Source organism: Mesorhizobium sp. P3_A10, assembly GCF_056403175.1.
On sequence record NZ_JBFUFZ010000006.1, the window covers coordinates 377,392 to 399,849 of the forward strand.

Below are 22,458 nucleotides of genomic sequence, written 5' to 3' on the forward strand. Positions count from 1 at the left end.
CGGGAATGCCGGAACTCGAACAGGCCCTGGCCGAAGTCGCCACCGAAATGGCGGCGCGCAGCGATCGCGGCGACGTCGCCAGCTACATTCCGCAGCTCGGCAAGGTCGATCCGAAAAAATTCGGCATCGCCGCCGTCACCAATGATGGCCGTGTGCTTACGGCTGGCGACGCCGACGAGGCGTTTTCGATCCAGAGCATCTCAAAAGTGTTCACGCTGACCCTGGCGCTCGGCAATGTAGGTGACGCGCTGTGGCAGCGCGTCGGGCGCGAGCCATCGGGCAATCCGTTCAACTCGATCGTCCAGCTCGAACATGAGAACGGCATTCCACGCAATCCGTTCATCAATGCTGGCGCCATCGTGATTTCCGACATCCTGCTCGCCGGCCACCAGCCGCGCGAGGCGATCGGCGAGATCCTGCGCTTCATCCAGTTCCTCGCTGACGACGAGACGATCATCATCGACCGCGAAGTCGCCGCCTCTGAACGCGCCACCGGCTTTCGCAACTTCGCGCTAGCCAACTATATGAAATCCTTCGGCAATCTCCACCACGCACCGGAACTGGCGCTGGGCGTCTATTTCCATCATTGCGCCATCGCCATGAGCTGCCGGCAACTGGCGCTGGCCGGCCGCTTTCTTGCCAATGGCGGCAAGAACCCGGCGACCGGACACTCCGTGGTGTCGGCCGAGCGGGCGCGTCGCATCGGCGCCATGATGCTGACCTGCGGCCACTATGACGGCTCGGGCGATTTTGCCTTCCGCGTCGGCATTCCCGGCAAGAGCGGCGTCGGCGGCGGCATATTGGGGATCGTGCCGGGTGTGGCGTCGCTTGCGGTGTGGTCCCCCGGCCTCAACGCCAACGGCAATTCCAAGCTGGGGTCGATTGCGTTGGAGAAGCTGGCGAGGATGATGAACTGGTCGATCTTCGCTCCTTAGGACTTACTGATATTCAGGTGAGGCCGGCCTGCGGATGGCAGCTTCCTGCGCTTCCGCTGCTCACGTACTTAAGTACGCTCCGCTCCGGTTCTCGGTAGCAGCCATTTTCGACTCGGCCTGACCTGAATCTCAGCAAGTCCCCACGGCGGCACAGGCAAAAAATCCCGCGCCGTCTTCCGAGCGGCGCGGGATCATTATTAGTCAGAAAACCAGTTTAAGTAGCTGAAAAGCTTAGAAAAAGCCCTTCCTCTGCCACCAGCCGGCACGCTTCGGCTTTTCCTCGGCCTTGGGCTCGTCGGCGACAGTCGAGGAGACCACTGGCACGACCGGAGCATCCACTGCAACGGGCTTGCGCCGTGTCGGGCGGGCCTTTGCCGTTTCCTCTTCGGCCACGGCCGGCTCGGCCGCGACAGGGGCATCGGCGACAGTGACAGGCTCGGCGGCAGCTTCCGGTGCAGCCTCGGCCACCGTCTCGGAGGCGATTTCGGCTGTGGCCTTCTTCGCCCTCGATGCGCGCTTCTTCTTCGGCTTTTCGGCGACGGGTTCGTCGTCGTTGGCCGGTACAGGAGCCGCAGCTTCTTCAACCGCTACAGGCTCGCTTGCGACCGTTTCAGCTTCAGCTGCATCGGCCACCGCCTCAGCGGTTTCGCCAGCCTCGGTCTCGGTGCCGCCTTCGCCATCTTCGCGGCGATTGCGCTTGCCGCCGCGCTTGCCGCGCCGGCGTTTCTTGCCCTGGGCGTCGTCCGACGCTTCCACCGTTTCGATAACGCCGACCGGTGTCTCGTCGTCACTGTCGGCGCCGTCATGGCTTGTCGTCTCGGCAGCGCCATCGGTTGGCGCCGAAACAGAAGTAGCATCCGCATGGGCGCCATGCTCGCGATCGCGATCCTTGCCACCGCGCCGTCTGCGGCGCTTGCGGCGCTTGCGGTCGCGGCCTTCGCCGCCTTCTTCTCCGCCGGCAGGCCGTGGCTGCTGTTGCTGCGGCTGCTGCTGGCGTGGCTGTTCGGCTTGCACCGGTGCCTCGTCGTCTTCCGCCTCGACGACAATCTCGTCCTCGGGCTCTTCCGGCTCGACATAGGCCGGGAAGCTGCGCGCTTCGACGAAGCCCTCCGGCTTTTCAGCCAAGGCGCCGCGGAAGATCGCATAGTGCTGCACACCGACCGTGTCGTCGGCCTCGATGGTGATGGTCAGGCCAAAACGGCTTTCGAGTTCCACCAGCGTGCCGCGCTTATGGTTGAGCACGTAGAGCGCGGTCGCCGCCGGCGTCCGCACCGTGATGTGGCTGCGCGAATCCTTGAGCAGGAATTCCTCGATCGCCCTGACAACCATCAGCGCGACCGACGAATCGGAGCGCACATGGCCGGTGCCGCCGCAATGCGAGCAAGGCTTCATCGTCGATTCCAGCACGCTGGCGCGGATGCGCTGGCGCGACATCTCCATCAGGCCGAAATGCGAGATGCGGCCGACCTGGATGCGGGCGCGATCGTTCTTGAGGTGGTCCTTCAGCCGCTTTTCGACAGAGCGGTTGTTGCGGTTCTCCTCCATGTCGATGAAATCGATGACGATCAGGCCGGCGAGATCGCGCAACCTAAGCTGACGCGCGACTTCCTCGGCCGCTTCCAGATTGGTGTGAAGGGCGGTGTCCTCGATCGAGTGCTCCTTGGTGGAGCGACCCGAATTGACGTCGATGGCGACCAGCGCTTCGGTCTGGTTGATGATGATGTAGCCGCCGCTCTTCAGCGTCACCTGCGGCTGCAGCATGCGGTCGAGCTGCGCTTCGATGCCGTTGCGCACGAAGATCGGCGTCGTGTCGCGGAACGGCTGAACCACCTTGGCGTGGCTCGGCATCAGCATGCGCATGAAGTCCTTGGCCTCGCGATAGCCTTCCTCGCCGGAGACAAGAATCTCGTCGATATCCTTGTTGTAGAGGTCGCGCACCGAGCGCTTGATCAGGCTGCCTTCCTCGTAAACGAGGGCAGGGGCGGTGGACTGCAGCGTCAGATTGCGGACGTTTTCCCAAAGCCGCATCAGATATTCGTAGTCGCGCTTGATCTCTGCCTTGGTGCGGCTTTCGCCTGCTGTGCGCAGGATGACGCCCATGCCCTGCGGCACTTCGAGATCGGCAACGACCTCCTTGAGGCGCTTGCGGTCAACGGCGCTGGTGATCTTGCGCGAAATGCCGCCGCCACGCGCGGTGTTCGGCATCAGTACCGAATAGCGGCCGGCAAGCGACAGATAGGTGGTGAGTGCAGCGCCCTTGTTGCCGCGCTCTTCCTTGACGACCTGTACCAAAAGGATCTGGCGGCGCTTGATGACTTCCTGGATCTTGTACTGGCGCCGCACCGGCTTGCGGCGGTTGCGCACCTCTTCCAGCGCGTCCTCGGCGCCGACCGATTCGATCTCGTGGTCGTCAGGATGCGAGGACTGCACCTCTTCCAGCATGCCGCGGTCATTGTCGCTGGACGTGGCTTCGCCACTTGGGTCGCCGGACGAGGCTTCGCCACTTGCGTCGCTGGAGGTGGCTTCGCCGCTCGGCTCTGTCTGCCGGGCCTCGGAAATCACATCCGCTTCGACACTTGCCGCAATCGAGGTGGGGCCGCCTTCGGTAGTTTCGGTCTCGCCATGATCGGTGGCCTCTTCGTGATCGGCTTCGTGCCCGGCCGTATCCGACGAAGTGTCGGCATGTTCGGGAGCGGAGCCTTCGGCGACGGCATCAGCGCCGGTGTCGCCATTTTCGTTGCTGTCTTCTGAATCGGTACCGGCATCGCGCTTGTTTTCACCGCGCTCGCGGTTCTTGCCGCCGCGCCGGCGGCCGCGCCGGCCGCGATCGCGATTCTGGCGGTCGTCGCCATCGCCGTCCTCGTCCTCTTCGTCCTGGGCTTCCTGCGCTTCCTGCGCTTCCGCGCGCAGCAGCGCCTGACGGTCGGCGACCGGGATCTGGTAGTAGTCGGGGTGTATTTCACTGAAGGCGAGGAAACCGTGACGGTTGCCGCCATATTCGACAAAGGCTGCCTGCAGGGAAGGTTCGACGCGCGTTACGCGGGCGAGGTAGATGTTTCCTTTGAGCTGCTTCTTGTCCTGGGATTCAAAGTCGAATTCTTCAATACGGTTACCGCGAACGACGACAACGCGTGTTTCCTCCGGGTGGGAGGCGTCTATCAGCATCTTGTTGGGCATTATTTCGTTTCCCCCCGGCAGCCGCCAGCTGCAGCTTGCGTGGCAGAGCCCGCCGCTGCGTGTCTGGAAGATTATGGGTGCCGGACATTTGAACGTCCGCCGGCCGCCGGCTGAGCGCCATGGCGGTGCCGCCCGCAGCCAAAATGGCGCGGTTTGATGCGGACCTTTCCATGATTGCGCTTGAAGCCATCGTCACCAGCAGAACCTTTTGAACCAAAGCCCGGAAAAAACCGGACCAGCTTGTTTGCTCATATAGAGCCGGCACGGGACGAACCCGGCCGTTTTCCTCACGCAGGCGATTCCCCCGCCACGGGCGCACACCTGCGAAATTCGTCGCGATCACCTGAACCCTTTTCGCTGAAAGCGAAGGGAGCCGCCTTTCATCTGACCTGTAGCAGGAAGCTGCGGGAGAAGCGGTTCCAGGATTGCAGTGATCCACCATCGCTTTTATGATTTGGCGGGGTGGAAGGCAACCCCGATTTCGGATGCCGGCAAAAAGCAGTGCCCTTAGGGAAGCTCTGGCCTCTATCCCTTGATGAAAAGGCTTGGTTAACCTTCTCTGTATACCAATCATTAATCGAGTTCGCGGCCTAACCGGCACTTCGACGAAACGACCCGGCGCCAGGCGCCAAACCGGGAGCGACTGGAGAAAGATGGGACTGGCAGGCAGCACAGACAAGGGGCGTTGCAGCGGGGGGGATTTGGCCCGCGCCGCCTGTGTTCTTCTGCTGATGGCGGCTTGCCTGGTTTTTGCGCCGGTTTGCCGCGCCGCCGACGCGCCGCTCGGCGCGACCAGCTACAAGATGGCGGGCGATGCCACCAAGATGCGCATCGTCATGACCTTCGACCGCGAGCCAGAGATCAAATGGTTTCTGCTGCGCGGTCCCAACCGTCTGGTCATCGACCTGCCACGCACCGTGTTCGCCATCAATGCCAAGGATGTGAAAGCGCGTGGTCTGGTCAAGGGCGTGCGCTACGGCGACCTTGGCGAGGGTGCTTCGCGGCTGATCCTTACCGGCAAGGGGCCGTTTTCGGTCGACAAGCTCGACGTGCTCAAGAACGAGGACGGCAATGGCTACCGCATCGCCATCGACATGTCGGCGGCATCCGAACGCGAATTCGACGCTGCTCTTGCCGATCAGGCGCTGACCACCGGCTCGACGGTTTCGAGCGACAAGGGCGGCAGGGTCGGCACCGGGCCGATCTCCAATCCAGGCCATCGCTTCACGGTGGTCATCGATCCCGGCCATGGCGGCATCGACGGCGGCGCCGAGGGCCTCAACGGCACGATCGAAAAGAACGTCACGCTCGCTTTTGCCACGGAGCTGCGCGACAAACTTGCCGCAATAGGCAAATACGATGTGTTCATGACGCGCGAAACGGACGAGTTCTTACGGCTCGACGACCGCGTGCGCATTGCCCGACAGCACGAGGCTGACCTGCTGATTTCGATCCACGCCGACACGATCAGCGTCAAGGGCATTCGCGGCGCTACCGTCTACACGGTGTCCGACAAGGCGTCCGACCCCGAAGCGCAGGCGCTGGCCGACCGTGAAAATCTCTCCGATCAGTTCGCCGGCATGGTGATCAAGGACGACAACAAGGAAGTCACCGACATCCTGATCGACCTGATCCGCCGCGAGACCCACAATTTCTCGATGAGTTTTGCGCACACTTTGGTCGGCCAGCTTTCGACCAGCGTCGGCCTGATCAACAATCCGCAGCGTTCGGCCGGCTTCAAGGTGCTGAAGGCGCCGGACGTTCCGTCGGTGCTGGTCGAGCTCGGCTATCTCTCCAATGCCAAGGACGAGGCGCAGCTGCTCGATGCCGATTGGCGCGGCAAGGCGGCGCAGAGCATAACCAACGCCGTGGCGCTGTTTGCCTCAGCAAAGAGCGGAACCGGCGCCGGGGGCTGACATGATTGCCGCCGCCCACAACCTGAGGCAGCGTTGCACGACGACAACACCAGGCGCTTTTATTTCCGGCATTGGTGGTCGAAATCCCGCGCTGCCGTATTTTGTCCACATGGTGGCGACATGGATTTTCGATTACGGATTGGGACCGTTTCGAAAGCTTGCGCGAAAGGCGGCTTCGTCTAGGAAATTCCCGAACCACGGACTGGAGCGGGCATGATTCGTCTTATTGGCTATTTCTTCGGCATTGGCACGACGCTGGCCCTTTTGGTCGCGGCGGGCGTGGCGATCTATATCGGCCATTTGGCGAAGGACCTGCCCGACTACGAAGTGCTGGCCAAGTACGAACCGCCGGTAACGACCCGCATCCATGCATCCGATGGCGCGCTGATGGCCGAATATGCGCGCGAGCGGCGCCTGTATCTGCCGATCCAGGCCATTCCGGATCGCGTCAAGGCGGCCTTCCTGTCGGCCGAGGACAAGAATTTCTACAACCATCCCGGCATCGACGTGACGGGTCTCGGCCGCGCGGTCATCGTCAATCTGCAGAATCTGGGTTCGGGCAAGCGCCAGGTCGGCGCCTCGACGATCACCCAGCAGGTGGCGAAGAACTTCCTGTTGTCCTCGGACCAGACCTATGAGCGCAAGATCAAGGAGATGATCCTCGCCTTCCGCATCGAGCAGGCCTACTCGAAGGACCGCATCCTCGAGCTCTACCTGAACGAGATCTTCTTCGGCTTCGGCGCCTATGGCGTCGCCGGCGCGGCACTCACCTATTTCGACAAGTCGGTGAACGAGCTCACCGTGGCGGAAGCGGCCTATCTGGCTTCGCTGCCCAAGGGGCCCAACAACTACCATCCGTTCAAGCATGCCGACCGTGCGCTTGAGCGCCGCAACTGGGTCATCGACCAGATGGTCGAGAACGGTTACGTGACCCGCGAAGAGGGCAACAAGGCCAAGGCTGAGCCGCTTGGCGTGACGCCGCGCCGCACCGGCAATTATCTGTTCGCGGGTGAGTATTTCACCGAGGAAGTGCGCCGGCAGATCATCGCGCGCTACGGCGAGAATGCGCTCTACGAGGGCGGCCTGTCGGTGCGCACCACGCTCGACCCGAAAATGCAGCTCATCGCCCGCACGGCGATGCAGAACGGCCTGATAAAGTTCGATACGCTGCGCGGCTATCGCGGCCCGGTGACGAATATCGATGTCTCCGGCGACTGGGGCGTGCCGCTCGGTAACGTCAAGGGGCTGGAAGACGTGCCGGAATGGTCGCTCGCCGTCGTGCTCGACAGCTCTGACGACGGCCTGTCGATCGGCCTGCAACCGACGCGGCAGGTCTCGGGTGAGATCGTCAAGGAGCGCGTCGAAGGCACGGTCAGCAAGGAAGACATGGGCTTTGCCATGCGCCATATGGTCGACGGCAAGACCGTCAAGGCCAAGTCGCCGGCAGACGTGCTGAAGCCAGGCGACGTCATTTTCGTGCAGAAGAACGATGGCGCCGACGGCGCCTACAGCCTGCGCCAGATTCCGGAAGTGGAAGGCGGCATGATCGCCATGGATCCGCATACCGGCCGTGTTCTGGCCATGGTGGGCGGCTTCTCCTACGCACAGTCGGAATTCAACCGCGCCACGCAGGCCATGCGTCAGCCGGGCTCGTCGTTCAAGCCGATCGTCTACTCGGCTGCGCTGGACAACGGCTACACGCCGGCCTCGGTGATCATGGACGGACCGATCACCATCCAGAGCGGCAACACGACCTGGACGCCGAAGAATTATGATGGCGGGGCGGCGGGTCCGGCGACCCTGCGCTCCGGCATCGAAAAGTCGCGCAACCTGATGACGGTGCGGCTGGCCAACGACATGGGCATGAAGCTGGTCGTGGAATATGCTGAGCGCTTTGGCGTCTATGACCATCTGGCGCCGTATCTGCCGATGGCGCTGGGCTCGGGCGAAACGACCGTCATGCGGATGGTGTCGGCCTATTCGATCATGGCCAATGGCGGCAAGGCGATCAAACCCTCGCTGATCGATCGCATTCAGGACCGCTACGGCAAGACCGTGTTCAAGCAGGACGAGCGCGGCTGCCAGGGCTGCAATGCGCCCGAATGGCAGAACCAGCCCGAACCGGAACTGGTCGACAATGCCGAGCAGGTGCTCGATCCGATGACCGCCTACCAGATCACCTCGATGATGGAAGGTGTCGTCCAGCGCGGTACCGGCGCCACCATCGCCGAACTTGGCCGCCATATCGCCGGCAAGACGGGAACGACTAACGACGAGAAGGATGCCTGGTTCATCGGCTACACGCCGAACCTCGTCGTCGGGCTCTATATGGGCTATGACACGCCGCGTGGCCTCGGCCACGGCGCGACCGGCGGCGGCCTCGCGGCGCCGATCTTCAAGAATTTCATGCGCGTGGCGCTGGACGGCACGCCCAATGTCGACTTCAAGGTGCCGGAAGGCATGAACCTCATCGCCATCAATCGCAAAACCGGCATGCGGGCGGGCGAGGGCGAGGCGGGCACCATCATCGAAGCCTTCAAGCCGGGCACCGGCCCCGCCGACAGCTATTGGGTGATCGGCATGGGCGCCGACGGCTCCAACGGCGCCGGTGGCCCGCTGTCGCCGCAAGCCACGCAAGCCATCCAGTCGACCGGCGGCGGCCTGTTCTGACACGCTGACACCCGAAACGGGGCTGGCTTTCGCGCCAGCCCATTTCGCTTTACAGGCGACGGTGCCGTGCCTATGTATCGCGCCGACCAAAGCGCCATTCCAGCAACAGGACAGAACAACCAGCCATGCGCGCGGAAACGCAGAATATTGTCGACGAAATCAGGCAGGCGATAACCCTGCTGAGGAGGCATCTTTGACTGGGATCAGGCCATAAAGCGGCTTGAATACCTCAATGTGCGCGCCGAGGATTCGAGCCTCTGGAACGACCCGCTGGAAGCACAGAAGCTGATGCGCGAGCGCCAGGGCCTCGAGGACGGCATTGCAGGCGTCAAGAGCCTGACCCAGGCGCTGGAAGACAATATCGGCCTGATCGGGCTTGGCGAGGAAGAGGGCGACGAGAGCGTCATCGCCGAGGCGGAAGCGTCACTGCGCTCGATGCAGGGCGAGGCCAAGGCCCGCCAGGTGGAGACGCTGCTGTCGGGCGAGGCGGACGCCAACGACACCTATCTCGAAGTCCATGCCGGCGCCGGCGGCACCGAGAGCCAGGACTGGGCCTCGATGCTTTTGCGCATGTACACGCGCTGGGCCGAGCGCCGCCGCTTCAAGGTCGAAGTGCTGGAGGTGCATGACGGTGAAGAGGCCGGCATCAAGTCCGCGACCTTGCTGATCAAGGGCCACAATGCCTATGGCTGGCTGAAGACCGAATCCGGCGTCCACCGTCTGGTGCGCATTTCGCCTTATGACAGCAATGCACGCCGCCATACGTCCTTCTCCAGCATCTGGGTCTATCCAGTCGTCGATGACAGGATCGAGATCGACGTCTCGGATTCGGATGTGCGCATCGACACCTACCGCTCGTCCGGTTCGGGCGGCCAGCACGTCAACACGACGGATTCGGCGGTTCGCATCACCCATATCGCCACAGGCATCGCGGTCGCCTGTCAGGCCGAGCGTTCGCAGCACAAGAACAAGGCCAAGGCTTGGGAAATGCTGCGCTCGCGGCTTTACGAGGAAGAGCTCAAGAAGCGCGAAGCGGTGGCCAACGCCACCGAGGCGTCGAAGAGCGATATCGGCTGGGGCCACCAGATCCGCTCCTACGTGCTGCAGCCCTATCAACTGGTGAAGGACCTGCGCACCGGCGTCGAGAGCACCAGCCCGTCGAGCGTGCTCGACGGCGACCTCGACGATTTCATGGAGGCATCGCTGTCGCAGCGCATCGAGGGTGGCGCCGGCGAGGTGGTGGCGGACATCGACTGACGGCGTTCGCCGCAGTCGAAAAAACGCCCCTCGGTTCCATCGCGGCTCGCGCCCAATCGATGTTTGGGCTGCGGCATTGTGGACGCAGCATTTTCTTGCGCCGACTCATAAATCGGCTCACCATCCTTCTCGTTGAAAAGCATTTATGGCCGGACGCGGCATATCTGCGAGCCGACGATCGGCCACTGGGAAGACACGTTCCGGGAACGGGCAAGCGAAACGCTTGATGCTCGTTTGAAAGGAACGTTTCCATGTCTGCTGCCACATCCAGATCGGCCAATGCCGTTCGACCGGCTGGCCGACTTTTGTTTTCCGTGTTCGCAATCGGCGCGACGGCAATGCTGATGGCACCTGCCTTCGCCCATGATGCCACGCCTACCAAGTCGATGCCGCAAGGCTGGTCTTATCCATTCGCATGCTGTGCCAACTATGATTGCCGCACGACCCATACGGGCGAAGTGTTGGAAAAGCCCGAGGGTTACGTGATAGCCGGCACGGGTGAGGTTGTTCCGATGAGCGACAAGCGCGTCAAGGATAGCCCGGACGGCGAGTTCCACTGGTGTGCCCATCAGGCTGGTCTCGACGCCGGTAAGACGATCTGCCTGTTCGTGCCGCCGCGCTCTTACTAGCGTTGCTCGGCTCGTTCAAGCAAAGCCTACTGACAGACAGTTGTCAGGAGCACTTCTCTATGTTGCCTTGTCGCACAGGCGGCGGGCAATGGAGAGGGATGCGCTTATGACCATCAAGGCAAGCTGCCACTGCAAGGCGACGACGTTCGAGGTTTCAGAGGCGCCGCGAACCGTGACGCGCTGCACCTGTTCCTTCTGCTCGAAGCGCGGGTCGCTGTGGGCCTACTACACGCCCTCGCAGTTCAAGCTCACCAGCCCGATCGAAAATGTCTCTTTCTATCTATGGGGGTCGAAAACCGTGAAACACGGGTTTTGCGCCACCTGTGGCTGCGGTACTTTCACCGAGACGCCGGACTGGTCGACCGGCGAGCCGGATTTCGACAATCCGAAGGTGAGCGTCAATTCACGTCTGTTCGACGATTTCGACCTCGACAAGGTCGAAGTGGTCGTCATCGACGGCAAGAATCTCTGGTAGCCGGTCAATCCTGTCTCGCAGGCGGCGCGGAATTGCACCGGGAAAAGCCCTGATCAGCGCTTTGGTAGTGGCGTCTCCAAAATGCTCTGGTCAATGGACAATCTTTGCGAGAAGATGATGCGGTTGCACCGAAACGCGGGCCGTACAAAACGAAAGACGTAGTCTGATGCCGATAAAAGATAGCACCGGGCGGGTCACGTGAAACGCGCGTTTCTATTCGGGCTCGCGGCCCAGCTAGTCTTCATCGGCGCGATCTTTCTTTTTTTTGATGATCTAATGCTTCCAATGACGCGGTCTCCGGTCATTGGCATTGTCGCATTGGGTTTGGGTGTCGCGAGCGCATTTTTCGCCTGGAAGGCGACCCCTCATCCGTCCTGGCCGGTCAAAATCGGGATGTGGATTGCCGGCTTTCTTGCCACCTACGTGATAATCCCCATCGTCGAAGTCGTCGTCGTGTTGATCATTCCGCTTATTTCAAACTGAGACACCACCGGCGCTTTTGCCGTTCCGTTTTTTGCCGTATTTCATGTTACAAGTCGCGGGAAGGGCTGATACGGCGCGCCTTTGGCGCGACCGCCGATTGGAGAGGGACGATCCTATGAAAAAGACTTTGCTCGTCGTCGTGGCGACGGCCGTGCTCGTGAGCGCATGCACCACCACCGATCCGTACACCGGAGAGCAGAAGGTTTCCAACACCGCAGCCGGCGCCGGCCTTGGCGCCCTGGCGGGTGCGGGTCTCGGCCTGCTTGCTGGCGGCAATGATCGCCGCAATGCGCTGATCGGCGCCGGTATCGGCGCGCTGGCCGGCGGCGCCATCGGCGCCACGATGGACCAGAACGAGGCCGAACTGCGCCGGCAGCTTCAGGGCACTGGCGTCAGCGTCACCCGCACCGGCGACCAGATCATCCTCAACATGCCCTCCGACATCACCTTCAACGTCGACCAGGACGCGGTAAAGCCCGGCTTCTACCAGGTGCTGAATTCGGTCGCCCTGGTGCTGAACAAGTTCCGCCAGACCACGGTCGACGTGTTCGGCCACACCGATTCGACCGGGGGCGACGAACACAATTTCGACCTGTCGCAGCGCCGCGCGCTGGCGGTTGCCAACTACCTCTCGGGCCAGGGCGTCGATTCGCGCCGCTTCGCCGTCACCGGCTTCGGCAAGACGCGCCCGGTCGCGTCCAACGCGACGGCCCAGGGCCGCGCCCAGAACCGGCGCGTCGAGATCCAGCTGTCGCCGCTCACCTGAGCTGTTCGGCAGGCGAATGCGAAACGGCCCCCATTTCGGGGCCGTTTTTGTTTAGGCGAACGTCGGCGCTTCTGGTGCGCCAGAGAATTAAGCTACCTCTAAAGAGCTGCTTTCCCGTAGCCATGGAAAGGAATAGCATCGTCGCTGTTCCAGAGGGGATGAGGCGGTACAACTGGCCGCGCTATCAGCATTTTTTCGCCTCGGTCTTGCACGGCCAGATCAGAAAATCTGGGAGGAATGCATGACAACAACAACCAGCCTTGGGCGCTCCGCCATCCTTGCTACGACAAGCCTTCTGCTAGGCGCATGGTTAGGCGTCGCTACGGCTCGGGCCGAGGATGCGAACAAGGCGGACATCGATGCCTTGAAAAAATCGCTCGCCAAATATGAGGACTACACCGCCGCCGTCCGCGACCTCTATCTGTCGACAGTCGGCTGCGTCTACTACAGCGGAGAAAAGATAGCGGGCGCGATGGACTACCCGAAGGGCGCCATGGGCATCCATTTCGTCAACGTCCCAAGCGTCGGCCAAAAACTCGATCCGATGCACCCCAATGTGCTGATCTACGAACCGACGAAAAAGGGCCTGCGTCTGGTCGGGGTGGAATGGCTGGTGCCGCTGACGCCGGACATCAAAGCGCCGCCGAAGCTGTTTGGCCAAACGTTCATGGGCCCGATGGAAGGACACTATCCGCTCATCCCGAGGGAGTTCGTCCACTACGATCTTCACGCCTGGCTCAAGGACAATCCGAACGGCATGTTCAGCCCGACGAACCCGAACGTGAAATGCAACAAGGCCGAGTTTCCGATGCTCGAGAAACCGACCAAGATGATGCCTGGGCCGATGTAACGGGCGAGCCAGGCCAGGAGCTTCGCCGATAAGGCAAGCCGGGTGGCCGGCTTGCCTTCGAAGGCGGTCGGGGATCAGACCTTGGCGACGATCCGCATGAAGGCCGGCATGTCGTCGCCGAAACCGATGGTCGAATCGTTGTCTTCCTGGCGGTGGCGGGCAGGGCGGTTGCTCTCGCGCTGCGGCCTGGTGTCGCCGCGTTCCGGCGCGCGTTGCTCGTTGCGATCGGAAGCCTTGCGTTCGGTATTCTCGGAACGGATCGATTCCTTGCGCGCCCGCCGCTCGCCAATATCGGCGACTACGGCCTCGGCCGCGACCGGCACGTCCTCTAGCGCTGCTTGCGGTGCCGATTCCTCGGTGGGCTTGGCGTGGCGCTCGCGTGGCTTGCGCTCACCGCGCTCCTTGCGGTCTTCGTCCTTGCGGCCGGCGCGGCGCGGCGCACCGCGGCCACGGCGGGGAGCCTCGTCCTCACCACCCTCGCTGGCGACGACCGTCGACAGGTCGCCATCATGCCATTCGATCTTGTTGCCGATCAGCCGCTCGATGGCGTCGATGTATTTGGTGTCCGACTTGGTGGCGATAGTGAAGGATTTGCCGGAGCGGCCGGCGCGACCGGTACGGCCGATGCGATGGACATAGTCCTCGGCATGGATCGGCACATCGTAGTTGAAGACGTGGCTGACATCGGGGATGTCGAGACCGCGCGCCGCGACGTCCGAAGCGACGAGGTAGCGCAGCTTGCCGTCACGGAAATTGGCCAGCATCTGCATGCGGGCGCGCTGGTCCATGTCGCCATGCAAGGCGCCGGCATCGAAATCATACTTCAAGAGCGAGCGGAACAGCTCCGAGACCTCGACCTTGCGGTTGCAGAAGATGATGGCGTTCTTCAGCTCGGCGTCTTCGGCCTTCATCAGATTGCGCAGCGTCTCGCGCTTGTCCCACGGCTTCGAGCCCGACTTGACCAGCCGCTGGGTGATATTGGTGGCGGCGGATGCAGCCTTGGAAACCTCGACGCGGATCGGCGCGTGCAGGAATTTTTCGGTGAGCTTGGTGATTTCGGGCGGCATCGTCGCCGAGAAGAACAGCGTCTGCCTGGTGAACGGGATCATCTCGCAGATGCGTTCGATGTCGGGGATGAAGCCCATGTCGAGCATGCGGTCGGCCTCGTCGATGACGAGGATCTCGACGCCATTGAGCAACAGCTTGCCGCGCTCGCGATGGTCGAGCAGGCGGCCGGGCGTCGCGATCAGCACGTCGGCGCCGCGCTCCAGCTTCTTGTCCTGCTCGTCGAACGACACGCCGCCGATCAACAGGGCGATGTTGAGCTTGTGGTTCTTGCCGTATCGGATGAAATTCTCTTCGACCTGCGCGGCAAGCTCGCGCGTCGGCTCCAGAATCAGCGTGCGCGGCATGCGGGCGCGGGCCCGGCCTTTTTCTAGGCGGGTCAGCATCGGCAGCACGAAGGAAGCCGTCTTGCCGGTGCCGGTCTGGGCGATGCCCAGAATATCCTTGCCGAGCAAGGCGTGCGGGATGGCGCCAGCCTGGATCGGCGTCGGCTCGGTGTAGCCGGCATCGGTGACTGCGGAAAGGACCTTCGGCGACAGGCCGAGGTCTGCGAAGGTCAACGCTTCTTGAGCGGTCGTGGTGTCTGAGGACAAGTGTTGCTGTCTTTGGCTGGTTCGGGGAAGCGCAACGGCATCCGTCGCGGCAAGCGCCACGCGCCTGCAAGATTGGTATTGCGATTAGGCGCAAGCCCGCGATTTGTCAACAGAAACGGGCGGGAAAGGCACGATTGTGAAGTTGTAACCTTAATCGCGATGCTTAATCCTGCTGCCGGTCGTTGCGCCGGCTCAGTAGCGAAACTGCTCGGCAAGAATGCGCTCGTTCCACGAATGGTTGGGATCAAACAGCAGCGTCGCTGTCGCCGTTGGCGATTCCCGGACCGTGACCGAGGCCACCGCCTTGACCTCGGTGTGGTCGGCGGCGGCGTTCACCGGCCGTTTTTCCGGCTCCAGTATATCGAAGCGCACGGTCGCCTTGTTGGAGAGCAGCGCACCGCGCCAGCGGCGCGGGCGGAACGGGCTGACCGGGGTCAGCGCCAACAGCGGCGCGTCGAGCGGCAGGATCGGCCCGTGCGCGGACAGATTGTAGGCGGTCGAGCCCGCCGGCGTCGCGATCATCACGCCGTCGCAGTTCAGTTCCGCCAGCCGCTCCTGCTCGTCCACGGTGATGCGGATCTTTGCCGTCTGGTAGGACTGGCGCCAGAGTGCCACCTCGTTGATGGCCAGCGCCGAAACCGTTTCGCCCGCATGCGTCACCGCCAGCATCTCCAGCGGACGGATCGTTTCGGCGACCGCGGCGGCGATGCGCTCGGCCAGGCCGCCGACGCGGTATTCGTTCATCAGGAAGCCGATGGTGCCACGGTTCATGCCGTAGACCTTCTTGCCCGTACCCATCGTATCGCGCAGCGTCTGCAGCAGAAAACCGTCGCCGCCGAGCGCGACGATGACGTCGGCATCCCCGTTGGATGTGTGGCCATAGCGCGCCGACAGGCTTTCCAGCGCTGCCTTGGCATCGGCTGTATCGGACGAGACGAAGGCGAAACGGCTGGCGGCTTTGCTCATGGCTCCTGGATGGCGACCGGTTGCTTGGGCCGCGCCAGCGCCGGGGTAGCATGGGCGGGCTTTTCTGCAAAGGGAGGTGTTGTCTCGCCCGGCAATGCAGCGCCGGGGCAAAAACCAACGGCTCGCGGTTCATGTCGCGGGTGAAGGCGAATGTGATGGCTAAGACGGAGCTTAAACACTCGTAAAGCCTGAGCGATCATGTTAGCCGGCAGAGGATGGGTGGCTGGGGGGCTAGCCAGTCGAGACCTATCTATTGCCGGTGACACGCCTGATCATTGTCGTCCTGATGCTGGGAAGTTTTGCCCTTCTCTTCGCCGAACTGGTGCGCCAGTCCGAGGCAACGAGTTTCAGATCGCTGCCCACTGCCTCGAGCTGCGGCGACGCGTCCGGAACGCCGTGCCCGCAACGGGCGCTGTGAGGCGAGCTTTCCCAGCTATTTCCACTTCTACTGCGTGACGACCTGAAGATTGGCGTTGCCGTAGAACGTATAGGCCAGGTAGGTCGGGTCGCCGGTTTCGTAGAACCGCTTGCGCACGCTTTGCAGGACTTCGGCCAGATAGACCGGCCCGTCCTTGAGCTGGGCGGTGATGTCACCATAGAAGCTGGTCGAGAAGGCTGCGGCCGCACGGTCGGTCAGCGGCCACATGCCGCCGATAAAGCCGGACGCGCCGCCGGCCAGCACCGCCGGACCCCAGCCCTGGACGAAGCCGCCGAGCATTTGCGAGCGTCCGGTGTCGCAGGCATTGAAGAAGTAGAACGGATTGCCCTTGCCGTGTGCGGCGGTGACCAGCGCGCGCCATGTGTCCGGATCGAGCGACTGGTCGACGAGGTCTATGGCGAAGACCGGGCGGCCGCTGCTCGGCTGGTTGACCTCGCCGTGACCGGAAAAATGGATGAACCCGGTCGAGACCTCGCCAACCAATTTTTCGAAGGAGACGAAATCGCCGTCGAAGCGGCGATAGCCGGCGAGCTTGCTCAGAGCATCGATCTCGACCTGCTGGAACGGCAGCGACTGCTTGTCGACATAGGAGGGAGCGACAGCCGCGACGCCGGTGAAGGCCATGCGGTCGAGCGGATTGTCGACCTGCGAGGATATGCTGCGCGGCGCCCAGCGGGCCAGCCGGTAGCTCATGCCGAGAAAGCCGTCCCGGGTTGCGCCATCCTGGCTTTGCGGGCGGATCAACTCCCATGGCAGCGTCGGACTGTTCGAGGTGATCTGGATCGAATGCAGTTCGCCCTTGTCGCGCAACGACCAGAACACGTCCTTGAAGGCTTTTGGCACATAGTCCCGGTAGAGCGCGTCGCCAAAGCCTTCGGCAGCCAGCGTGACAAAACGCTTTTGCGCCTGGGGATCGCTGCTTGCGGCGGGCTGTTGCAGCGAGACAGCACTGCGCAGACTCAATCCAAGCTGCAGCAGCACGCGGTATTCTGAGTCCAGCCAGGCCGCCATCTCCGGTGGTGTCGAGAACGTATCGGTGATCGGGCCGGCGAGATGAGGCGAATGGATGATGATCTGCCCGGCGCCCAGACCGCTCGGATCATCATAGAGAATGGTCACGTCGAGGTCGGGCACGTCATCCATGCCACCGGCGCCGAGCTCGACCTTGCCGGTCACCGCCGGCTGCGGCGGGGTTGAGGCCAGCAACATGACCGGTGGAGCAGCGTCGGCGGTGGCTTCGACAGACGGTGCGGCCGGCTGCAAGTGCTTGACGATCACGGGTCGCGATGCGGAGCCGAGAAAACGGCCGGCGCTGTAGATGCGGGCGATGAATTGTGCGGGCTTGCTGTCCCTGGCGATCGGCCGCGCCTTAAGGTCGAAGCGGACGAAATCGCTGTCGCCCTCGCGATAGAGCGTCGTCTGCCGGCTCCATTTGCCGCCGTCGACGAGATCGAAACCGCTGGCGAAGAGATCGATGTCGATCGGCCAGGAATCGGCTCCCGCCGGCATCGCCATCGCCAGGGCGCCGTCCGATGTCACCGACGAACCGGGCGCCGCCTTGACCTTCACTTCGGGCGTCAATTGTTCCTCGGTCAGCGCGATGGAAACGGTCACCGTCTCGCCGGCGACGACTTCGTCGGGCGCGTCGATGGTGGGATGGCGCACCACTTCGACGGCATTGCTGTCGACGGGTGGAGACACCATACCAGGAGGCGCCTCGGCCGTCGGTGGCATGGACGGGGAAGCTGGCTCAATGACAGGTGGTGGGGCGGGCGCTGGCGACGGGACAGGCGGCAATGCCGAAGGGTCTTCGGATGTCGCCGCGTCAGAGGCAGGTGGCTCTTCAGCTGTCGCCGCTTCCGGCGGTGGTGGGGCAGGCTCTGCACTTGACTGTTCGTCCGGCGGCGGCGCGGGCTCCACGCCAGCGGCTTCGCCGTCCTTCGGATAGGCCTCGCCAAGATTGTTCTGTGCCGCGGCCGATGACTTGGCCGCCTCCTCTTCATATTGTTGTTGTTGCGCCTGCTGCTCCTGTTGCTGGCGCTGCTGTTCCTGGCGTTTGTATTCCTCGTATTGCGCAGCCTCATCGGTGCTGTTTTCCGTCCAGGCGTCTGGATTTCCGGAGCCTGGCGCAACGTCCATCGCCGGCGGCTCCTGACTGCTTTCGTCGAAGCCGCCGGAGCCGTAGTTGCTGCCGCCGGCTGCCGAGTCGTCACTTCCGGAGCTGTAGTCGCCCGCTGGAGCGCCACCGGCAGCGCCGCCGCTCTGCATCGGTGGTACTGGCTCTGGCTCTGGCTCGGGCGCTGGCAGTGGCGGCAGCGCCTCGAGGGGCGGCACCTCGACCGGTGCCGGGGCAGCGGCGACCGGCCGGTCCGGCGTCAGCACCAATTGGCCGTCGGCAGCAAGGCCGGAGGCCACCCAGGGCCACTGAGCGCCGAGCGTTTTGTCGGCAACGGTCTGCGTGACCGAAGCGAGCATGGCGCCGATGCTCATGTCCCGCCTGGTCAGCGCGGCGGTGAGCGCATCGGCAAACACCGTGACCGGTTTGGTTTCGTCCAGCGCGACGCTTCCCGGCTTGGCGGAAAAGGCGACGATGGCGTTGGACGGCGGATCGACCGCCGCCAGACCTTGCATCACGCCCGGCGTCTGGTTGTTTGCGTCGCCTGGATCGTCCAGCAAAACCAGCTTGAATGTCGGTGTCGCCTCGAGCGCCTGCAGGAACAGATCGAGGGGCAATGCCGTCTGGTCGACCGCTTCCGTTGAATCGGTCCGCGCGCCGCGCGTCAGCAGATAGTTCCGGTTGTTGGCCTGAGCGGTATGGCCGACATAGTAGAAGATGCCGACGGAATCGGCAGCACCTAGCGACTTGGCAAAATCATACATGGCCTGCGCCACGTCGGCGCGGTCGCCGTCGGACACTTGCCGGACGCTGAAGCCAAGCGACCGCAGGCTCGTTGCGACGAGTTCGGCGCTGAGGTCGGCGTTGGCGATGGACGGTGCGCCCTCATAGCCAGGGTTGGCGACAACCAGTGCGATACGCTCCTCGCCGCGCGCGGCGGAGAAGAGCGCCATGGTCATCAGCAGCACAGCCGCCAGAAGGCGCATAACCCGACCCAAACCCAAACCTGCAAGCCGCGGCGATGACGCCAAGGCTTGCCCCAATTCATCAGTGGCCTCGTCCGTGACCATATCATGACGGGATGGCCGGCGCATCGGCATCGAATGTCGCTTTGACCGCGGCAGGGTGCCCTCAGGCGGGTTTTCCGGGCGATCCCGGGCAAGCCGCGTTTGATAAAAAAATATTGACTGTATAGTTAGTCATAGTTATTTCTGGTGCCGAGGACGAGTTGGCCAGCCGGCGTTTGCCGGTGAATGGCCACCGAGGAGGGAACTATCTTGACAGCCAACCGGTCAGCCGTTGAGGCGAAGGGCGTCACCAGGATCTTTCAGGGAACCGGCCACGACGCCGTCAAGGCGCTCGACAATGTCTCCGTCTCGATCCGCGAAAACGAGTTCTTCACATTGCTTGGCCCGTCCGGCTGCGGGAAGACGACGCTGCTGCGGCTGATCGCCGGCTTCGACTATCCGACCGACGGCGAAATCCTGCTCTACGGCCAGGACATTGCGCCGCTGCCGCCGTTCAAGCGGCCGGTCAACACCGTGTTCCAGTCCTATGCGCTGTTCCCGCACATGACGGTGGCTGAAAACATCGGCTTTGGCCTGAAGATGTTGGGCAGGCCGAAGGCCGAGATCGAGGCGCGCGTCGAGGCGATGCTGAAGCTCGTCCACATGCAGGAACTGAAGAACCGGCGCACCAGCCAGATCTCCGGCGGCCAGCAGCAGCGCGTGGCGCTGGCGCGCGCCTTGGCGCCACAGCCGAAAGTGCTGCTGCTCGACGAACCGCTCTCGGCGCTCGACTACAAATTGCGCAAGGAGATGCAGATCGAGCTGAAGCGGCTTCAGCACGAGACCGGCATCACCTTCATCTTCGTCACCCACGATCAGGAAGAGGCGCTGACCATGTCCGATCGCATCGCCGTGATGTCGTCGGGCAACATCCTGCAGGTCGGCACGCCATGGGACATCTACGACCATCCGGCCGAGCGTTTCGTCGCCGATTTCATTGGTGAGACGAATTTCCTGAGCGGCACGGTCGAAAGTGGCGGGGACGGCAAGGCGCGGGTCGCGCTGCGCTCGGGCGCTAAATTGCTTGCAACCACAGCTAGGGATTTCCGGCCGGGCAGCAAGGCAACGCTGATGGTGCGGCCCGAGCATGCCAAGCTCGTCAAGGGCCCCGGCGACCTCGCCGGTACGATCGAAACCATCGTCTATTTCGGCACCGACACGCACATCCATGTCCGACTGGATGGCGGCGAAGCCTTCATCGTGCGCCAGCAGAACTCGCGCAGCGCCAGTTGCGGCTTCGAGACTGGCGGCAAGGTCGGCATTTCCATCGGCGACGACGCCGCCCAGCTGTTGAAGGACTAGGGCCATGGCGAGCGCGCAAGAAGTCGCCGAAAAGGCTGAGCGCGACGATATCAGGTCGCGCTGGCTGCTGTCCGCCCCGGCGCTGCTGATCGTCTTCCTCGCGGCTGTCGGGCCGCTGCTGATCGTGGTCGTCTATTCCTTCCTGACACCAGGCAACTACGGCGACGTGAAATGGCAGTTCTCCCCCGATGCCTGGTTGAGCGTGCTGTTCGAGCGCGATGTTTTCGACGACACGCTGTCGCTTGCCGGCGCGCATCTGTCGATCTTCTGGCGCTCGGTGTCGCTGTCGGCCATGACCACGATCCTGACCCTGATTTTCGGCTTTCCGACCGCCTACTTCATCGCTACACGGCCGGAACACCGGCGCGATATCTGGCTGTTCCTGATCACCATTCCGTTCTGGACCAACCTCCTGATCCGCACCTTCGCCATGCAGGAGGTGCTGCGCAATGACGGCCTCATCAACTGGGTGCTGCAGGGGCTTGGGATCACAGATCATCCGGTGCAGATGATGTATACGAATTTCGCCGTGCTGCTCGGCATGGTCTATGTGTTCCTGCCGCTGATGGTGCTGCCGCTCTATGCCAGCATGGAGAAGATCGACTTTCGCCTCGTCGAGGCGGGCTACGATCTCTACGCGACGCGGTTCGAGGTGTTGCGGCGCATCATCGTGCCGCTGGTGACGCCGGGCATGGTCGCCGGCTCGATCCTCGTCTTCATCCCGTCGCTCGGCGCCTATGTGACGCCGCGCGTGCTGGGCGGCGGCACCAATCTGATGATCGGCAATCTGATCGAGCTGCAATTCGGCCAGGGCCGAAACTGGCCGCTGGGTGCGGCGCTCTCGATCACGTTGATGGCGATCGTCATGGTGGCTCTGCTGTTCTACGTCCGCAACACAAGCAGATCGGATGGCAGCCATGGCTGAGCGCTTTGACGTGAGGCGGCAAACCGGCTTCGCCGCGATGGCGATGGCGTGCTTCTTCCTGCTCTATCTGCCGATAGCCACACTGGTGATCTACGCCTTCAACGGCAACGATTCCCTGGCGATCTGGAAAGGCTTTTCGCTGCGTTGGTTCCATGTCGCCTGGAACAACACTCTGGTTATCGAATCGTCGATCCGCTCGGCTCAGATCGCGGCCGTCGCTGCCGTGCTGGCGACGATCTGCGCGACGATGGCGGCGCTGGCGACGACGCGGACCAAGCCATATCGCGGACTGACCTTCAAATACGCCTTCATCAACCAGCCGCTGATGGTGCCGGAGATCGTCACCGCGGTGGCGCTGCTGATCGTGTTCTCGCGCATCAAGATCTGGACCGGCTATTCGGGCCTCGGCTACCTCATCGCCGCCCACACCGCCTTTTGCATCCCCTTCGCCTATCTGCCGATCCGGGCGCGGCTGGAAAGCATGGACCTGTCGCTCGAAAGGGCGGCGGCCGACCTCTATGCGACCAAATGGCAGACATTCCGGCATGTGACCTTGCCGCTGCTGTGGCCCGGCATCCTCGCCGGGCTGATGCTCGCCTTCGTCGTCTCGCTGGATGACGTCGTCATCACCGAATTCGTCAAATCGGGCGGCCAGGACACGCTGCCGACCTACATGCTCGGCCAACTCCGGCGTGGCGTGACGCCGGAAATCAACGCCATCTCGACAGTCTTCCTGGTGCTCTCGATCGGCATCGTCACCGCTTTCTTTTTCGTCAGCAGGAAACGGACCTGAGGCAGCATTGCCGCCGGTCCCAACAATGGGAGCA

At 62.9% G+C, this 22,458-nt stretch carries 18 protein-coding genes; 14 read left to right on the forward strand and 4 right to left on the reverse strand.

All coding sequences use genetic code 11. The features are described from left to right. The first annotated feature begins 5 nt into the window (after positions 1-5). Entirely contained in the window at positions 6-935 is a 930-nt protein-coding gene (locus tag AC1DXU_RS23560) for a glutaminase (protein WP_477372837.1), read from the forward strand. A 231-nt stretch (positions 936-1,166) separates the two neighbouring features. Here the strand turns inward: AC1DXU_RS23560 and AC1DXU_RS23565 are convergent, their stop codons facing one another. After that, positions 1,167-4,112, reverse strand: a complete 2,946-nt coding sequence (locus AC1DXU_RS23565; protein ID WP_477372839.1) for an Rne/Rng family ribonuclease — start codon at positions 4,110-4,112, stop codon at positions 1,167-1,169. 653 nt (positions 4,113-4,765) lie between these two features. Here AC1DXU_RS23565 and AC1DXU_RS23570 point away from each other — a divergent pair. The 9 genes from AC1DXU_RS23570 to AC1DXU_RS23610 all read left to right on the forward strand — a co-directional run bounded on the left by AC1DXU_RS23570 (position 4,766) and on the right by AC1DXU_RS23610 (position 13,158). Continuing rightward, a complete protein-coding gene (locus AC1DXU_RS23570) occupies positions 4,766-6,028 on the forward strand; it encodes an N-acetylmuramoyl-L-alanine amidase (protein ID WP_477372841.1) in 1,263 nt (420 codons plus the stop codon). A 1-nt stretch (position 6,029) separates the two neighbouring features. Continuing rightward, positions 6,030-6,245, forward strand: coding sequence for a hypothetical protein (locus tag AC1DXU_RS23575; protein WP_477314420.1), 216 nt, complete (start codon positions 6,030-6,032; stop codon positions 6,243-6,245). Beyond that, positions 6,242-8,698: a penicillin-binding protein 1A gene (locus tag AC1DXU_RS23580; RefSeq protein WP_477372843.1), complete on the forward strand. Its 2,457-nt coding sequence runs from the start codon at positions 6,242-6,244 to the stop codon at positions 8,696-8,698. Before AC1DXU_RS23575 ends, AC1DXU_RS23580 begins: the two co-directional genes overlap by 4 nt. Positions 8,699-8,823: 125 nt before the next feature. Continuing rightward, a protein-coding gene (gene prfB / locus AC1DXU_RS23585; RefSeq protein WP_477372845.1) for a peptide chain release factor 2 occupies positions 8,824-9,955 on the forward strand; the annotation gives its coding sequence in 2 pieces (ribosomal slippage) (positions 8,824-8,889 and positions 8,891-9,955; 1,131 coding nt in all). Positions 9,956-10,206: 251 nt separating this feature from the next. Beyond that, positions 10,207-10,584 (forward strand): hypothetical protein, encoded by a 378-nt coding sequence (locus AC1DXU_RS23590; RefSeq protein WP_477372847.1) that lies wholly within the window; start codon positions 10,207-10,209, stop codon positions 10,582-10,584. A gap of 106 nt (positions 10,585-10,690) precedes the next feature. Next, positions 10,691-11,059: a GFA family protein gene (locus AC1DXU_RS23595; protein WP_477372849.1), complete on the forward strand. Its 369-nt coding sequence runs from the start codon at positions 10,691-10,693 to the stop codon at positions 11,057-11,059. 198 nt (positions 11,060-11,257) lie between these two features. After that, entirely contained in the window at positions 11,258-11,542 is a 285-nt protein-coding gene (locus AC1DXU_RS23600; RefSeq protein WP_477372851.1) for a hypothetical protein, read from the forward strand. Positions 11,543-11,657: 115 nt separating this feature from the next. Continuing rightward, the gene (locus AC1DXU_RS23605) at positions 11,658-12,308 is read left to right on the forward strand and encodes a YiaD family glycine zipper/OmpA-like lipoprotein (RefSeq protein WP_477248974.1); all 651 of its coding nucleotides are present in this window, start codon (positions 11,658-11,660) and stop codon (positions 12,306-12,308) included. Positions 12,309-12,549: 241 nt separating this feature from the next. Then, positions 12,550-13,158 carry a hypothetical protein gene (locus AC1DXU_RS23610; protein ID WP_477372853.1) on the forward strand — a complete coding sequence of 203 codons (609 nt, stop codon included), beginning with the start codon at positions 12,550-12,552 and terminating at the stop codon, positions 13,156-13,158. Positions 13,159-13,232: 74 nt separating this feature from the next. Here the strand turns inward: AC1DXU_RS23610 and AC1DXU_RS23615 are convergent, their stop codons facing one another. After that, a complete protein-coding gene (locus tag AC1DXU_RS23615; RefSeq protein ID WP_477372855.1) occupies positions 13,233-14,816 on the reverse strand; it encodes a DEAD/DEAH box helicase in 1,584 nt (527 codons plus the stop codon). Positions 14,817-15,008: 192 nt separating this feature from the next. Continuing rightward, on the reverse strand, positions 15,009-15,782 hold the full coding sequence (locus tag AC1DXU_RS23620) for an NAD kinase (protein ID WP_477372857.1): 774 nt from the start codon (positions 15,780-15,782) through the stop codon (positions 15,009-15,011). A gap of 253 nt (positions 15,783-16,035) precedes the next feature. On the opposite strand from AC1DXU_RS23620, the gene AC1DXU_RS23625 reads away from it, so the two are divergent. After that, on the forward strand, positions 16,036-16,200 hold the full coding sequence (locus AC1DXU_RS23625) for a hypothetical protein (RefSeq protein WP_477372914.1): 165 nt from the start codon (positions 16,036-16,038) through the stop codon (positions 16,198-16,200). Positions 16,201-16,227: 27 nt separating this feature from the next. Here the strand turns inward: AC1DXU_RS23625 and AC1DXU_RS23630 are convergent, their stop codons facing one another. Continuing rightward, complete coding sequence (locus AC1DXU_RS23630) at positions 16,228-19,323, reverse strand: caspase family protein (RefSeq protein WP_477372859.1); 3,096 nt, start codon at positions 19,321-19,323, stop codon at positions 16,228-16,230. 267 nt (positions 19,324-19,590) lie between these two features. On the opposite strand from AC1DXU_RS23630, the gene AC1DXU_RS23635 reads away from it, so the two are divergent. Genes AC1DXU_RS23635 through AC1DXU_RS23645 form a run of 3 tightly spaced genes read left to right on the forward strand, consistent with a single transcriptional unit; the run spans position 19,591 to position 22,424 of the window. Beyond that, entirely contained in the window at positions 19,591-20,706 is a 1,116-nt protein-coding gene (locus AC1DXU_RS23635) for an ABC transporter ATP-binding protein (protein WP_477372861.1), read from the forward strand. 4 nt (positions 20,707-20,710) lie between these two features. Beyond that, the gene (locus tag AC1DXU_RS23640; protein WP_477372863.1) at positions 20,711-21,631 is read left to right on the forward strand and encodes an ABC transporter permease; all 921 of its coding nucleotides are present in this window, start codon (positions 20,711-20,713) and stop codon (positions 21,629-21,631) included. Continuing rightward, positions 21,624-22,424: an ABC transporter permease gene (locus tag AC1DXU_RS23645; protein ID WP_477372865.1), complete on the forward strand. Its 801-nt coding sequence runs from the start codon at positions 21,624-21,626 to the stop codon at positions 22,422-22,424. The genes AC1DXU_RS23640 and AC1DXU_RS23645 overlap by 8 nt, the downstream gene beginning before the upstream one ends. Positions 22,425-22,458: the final 34 nt, after the last annotated feature.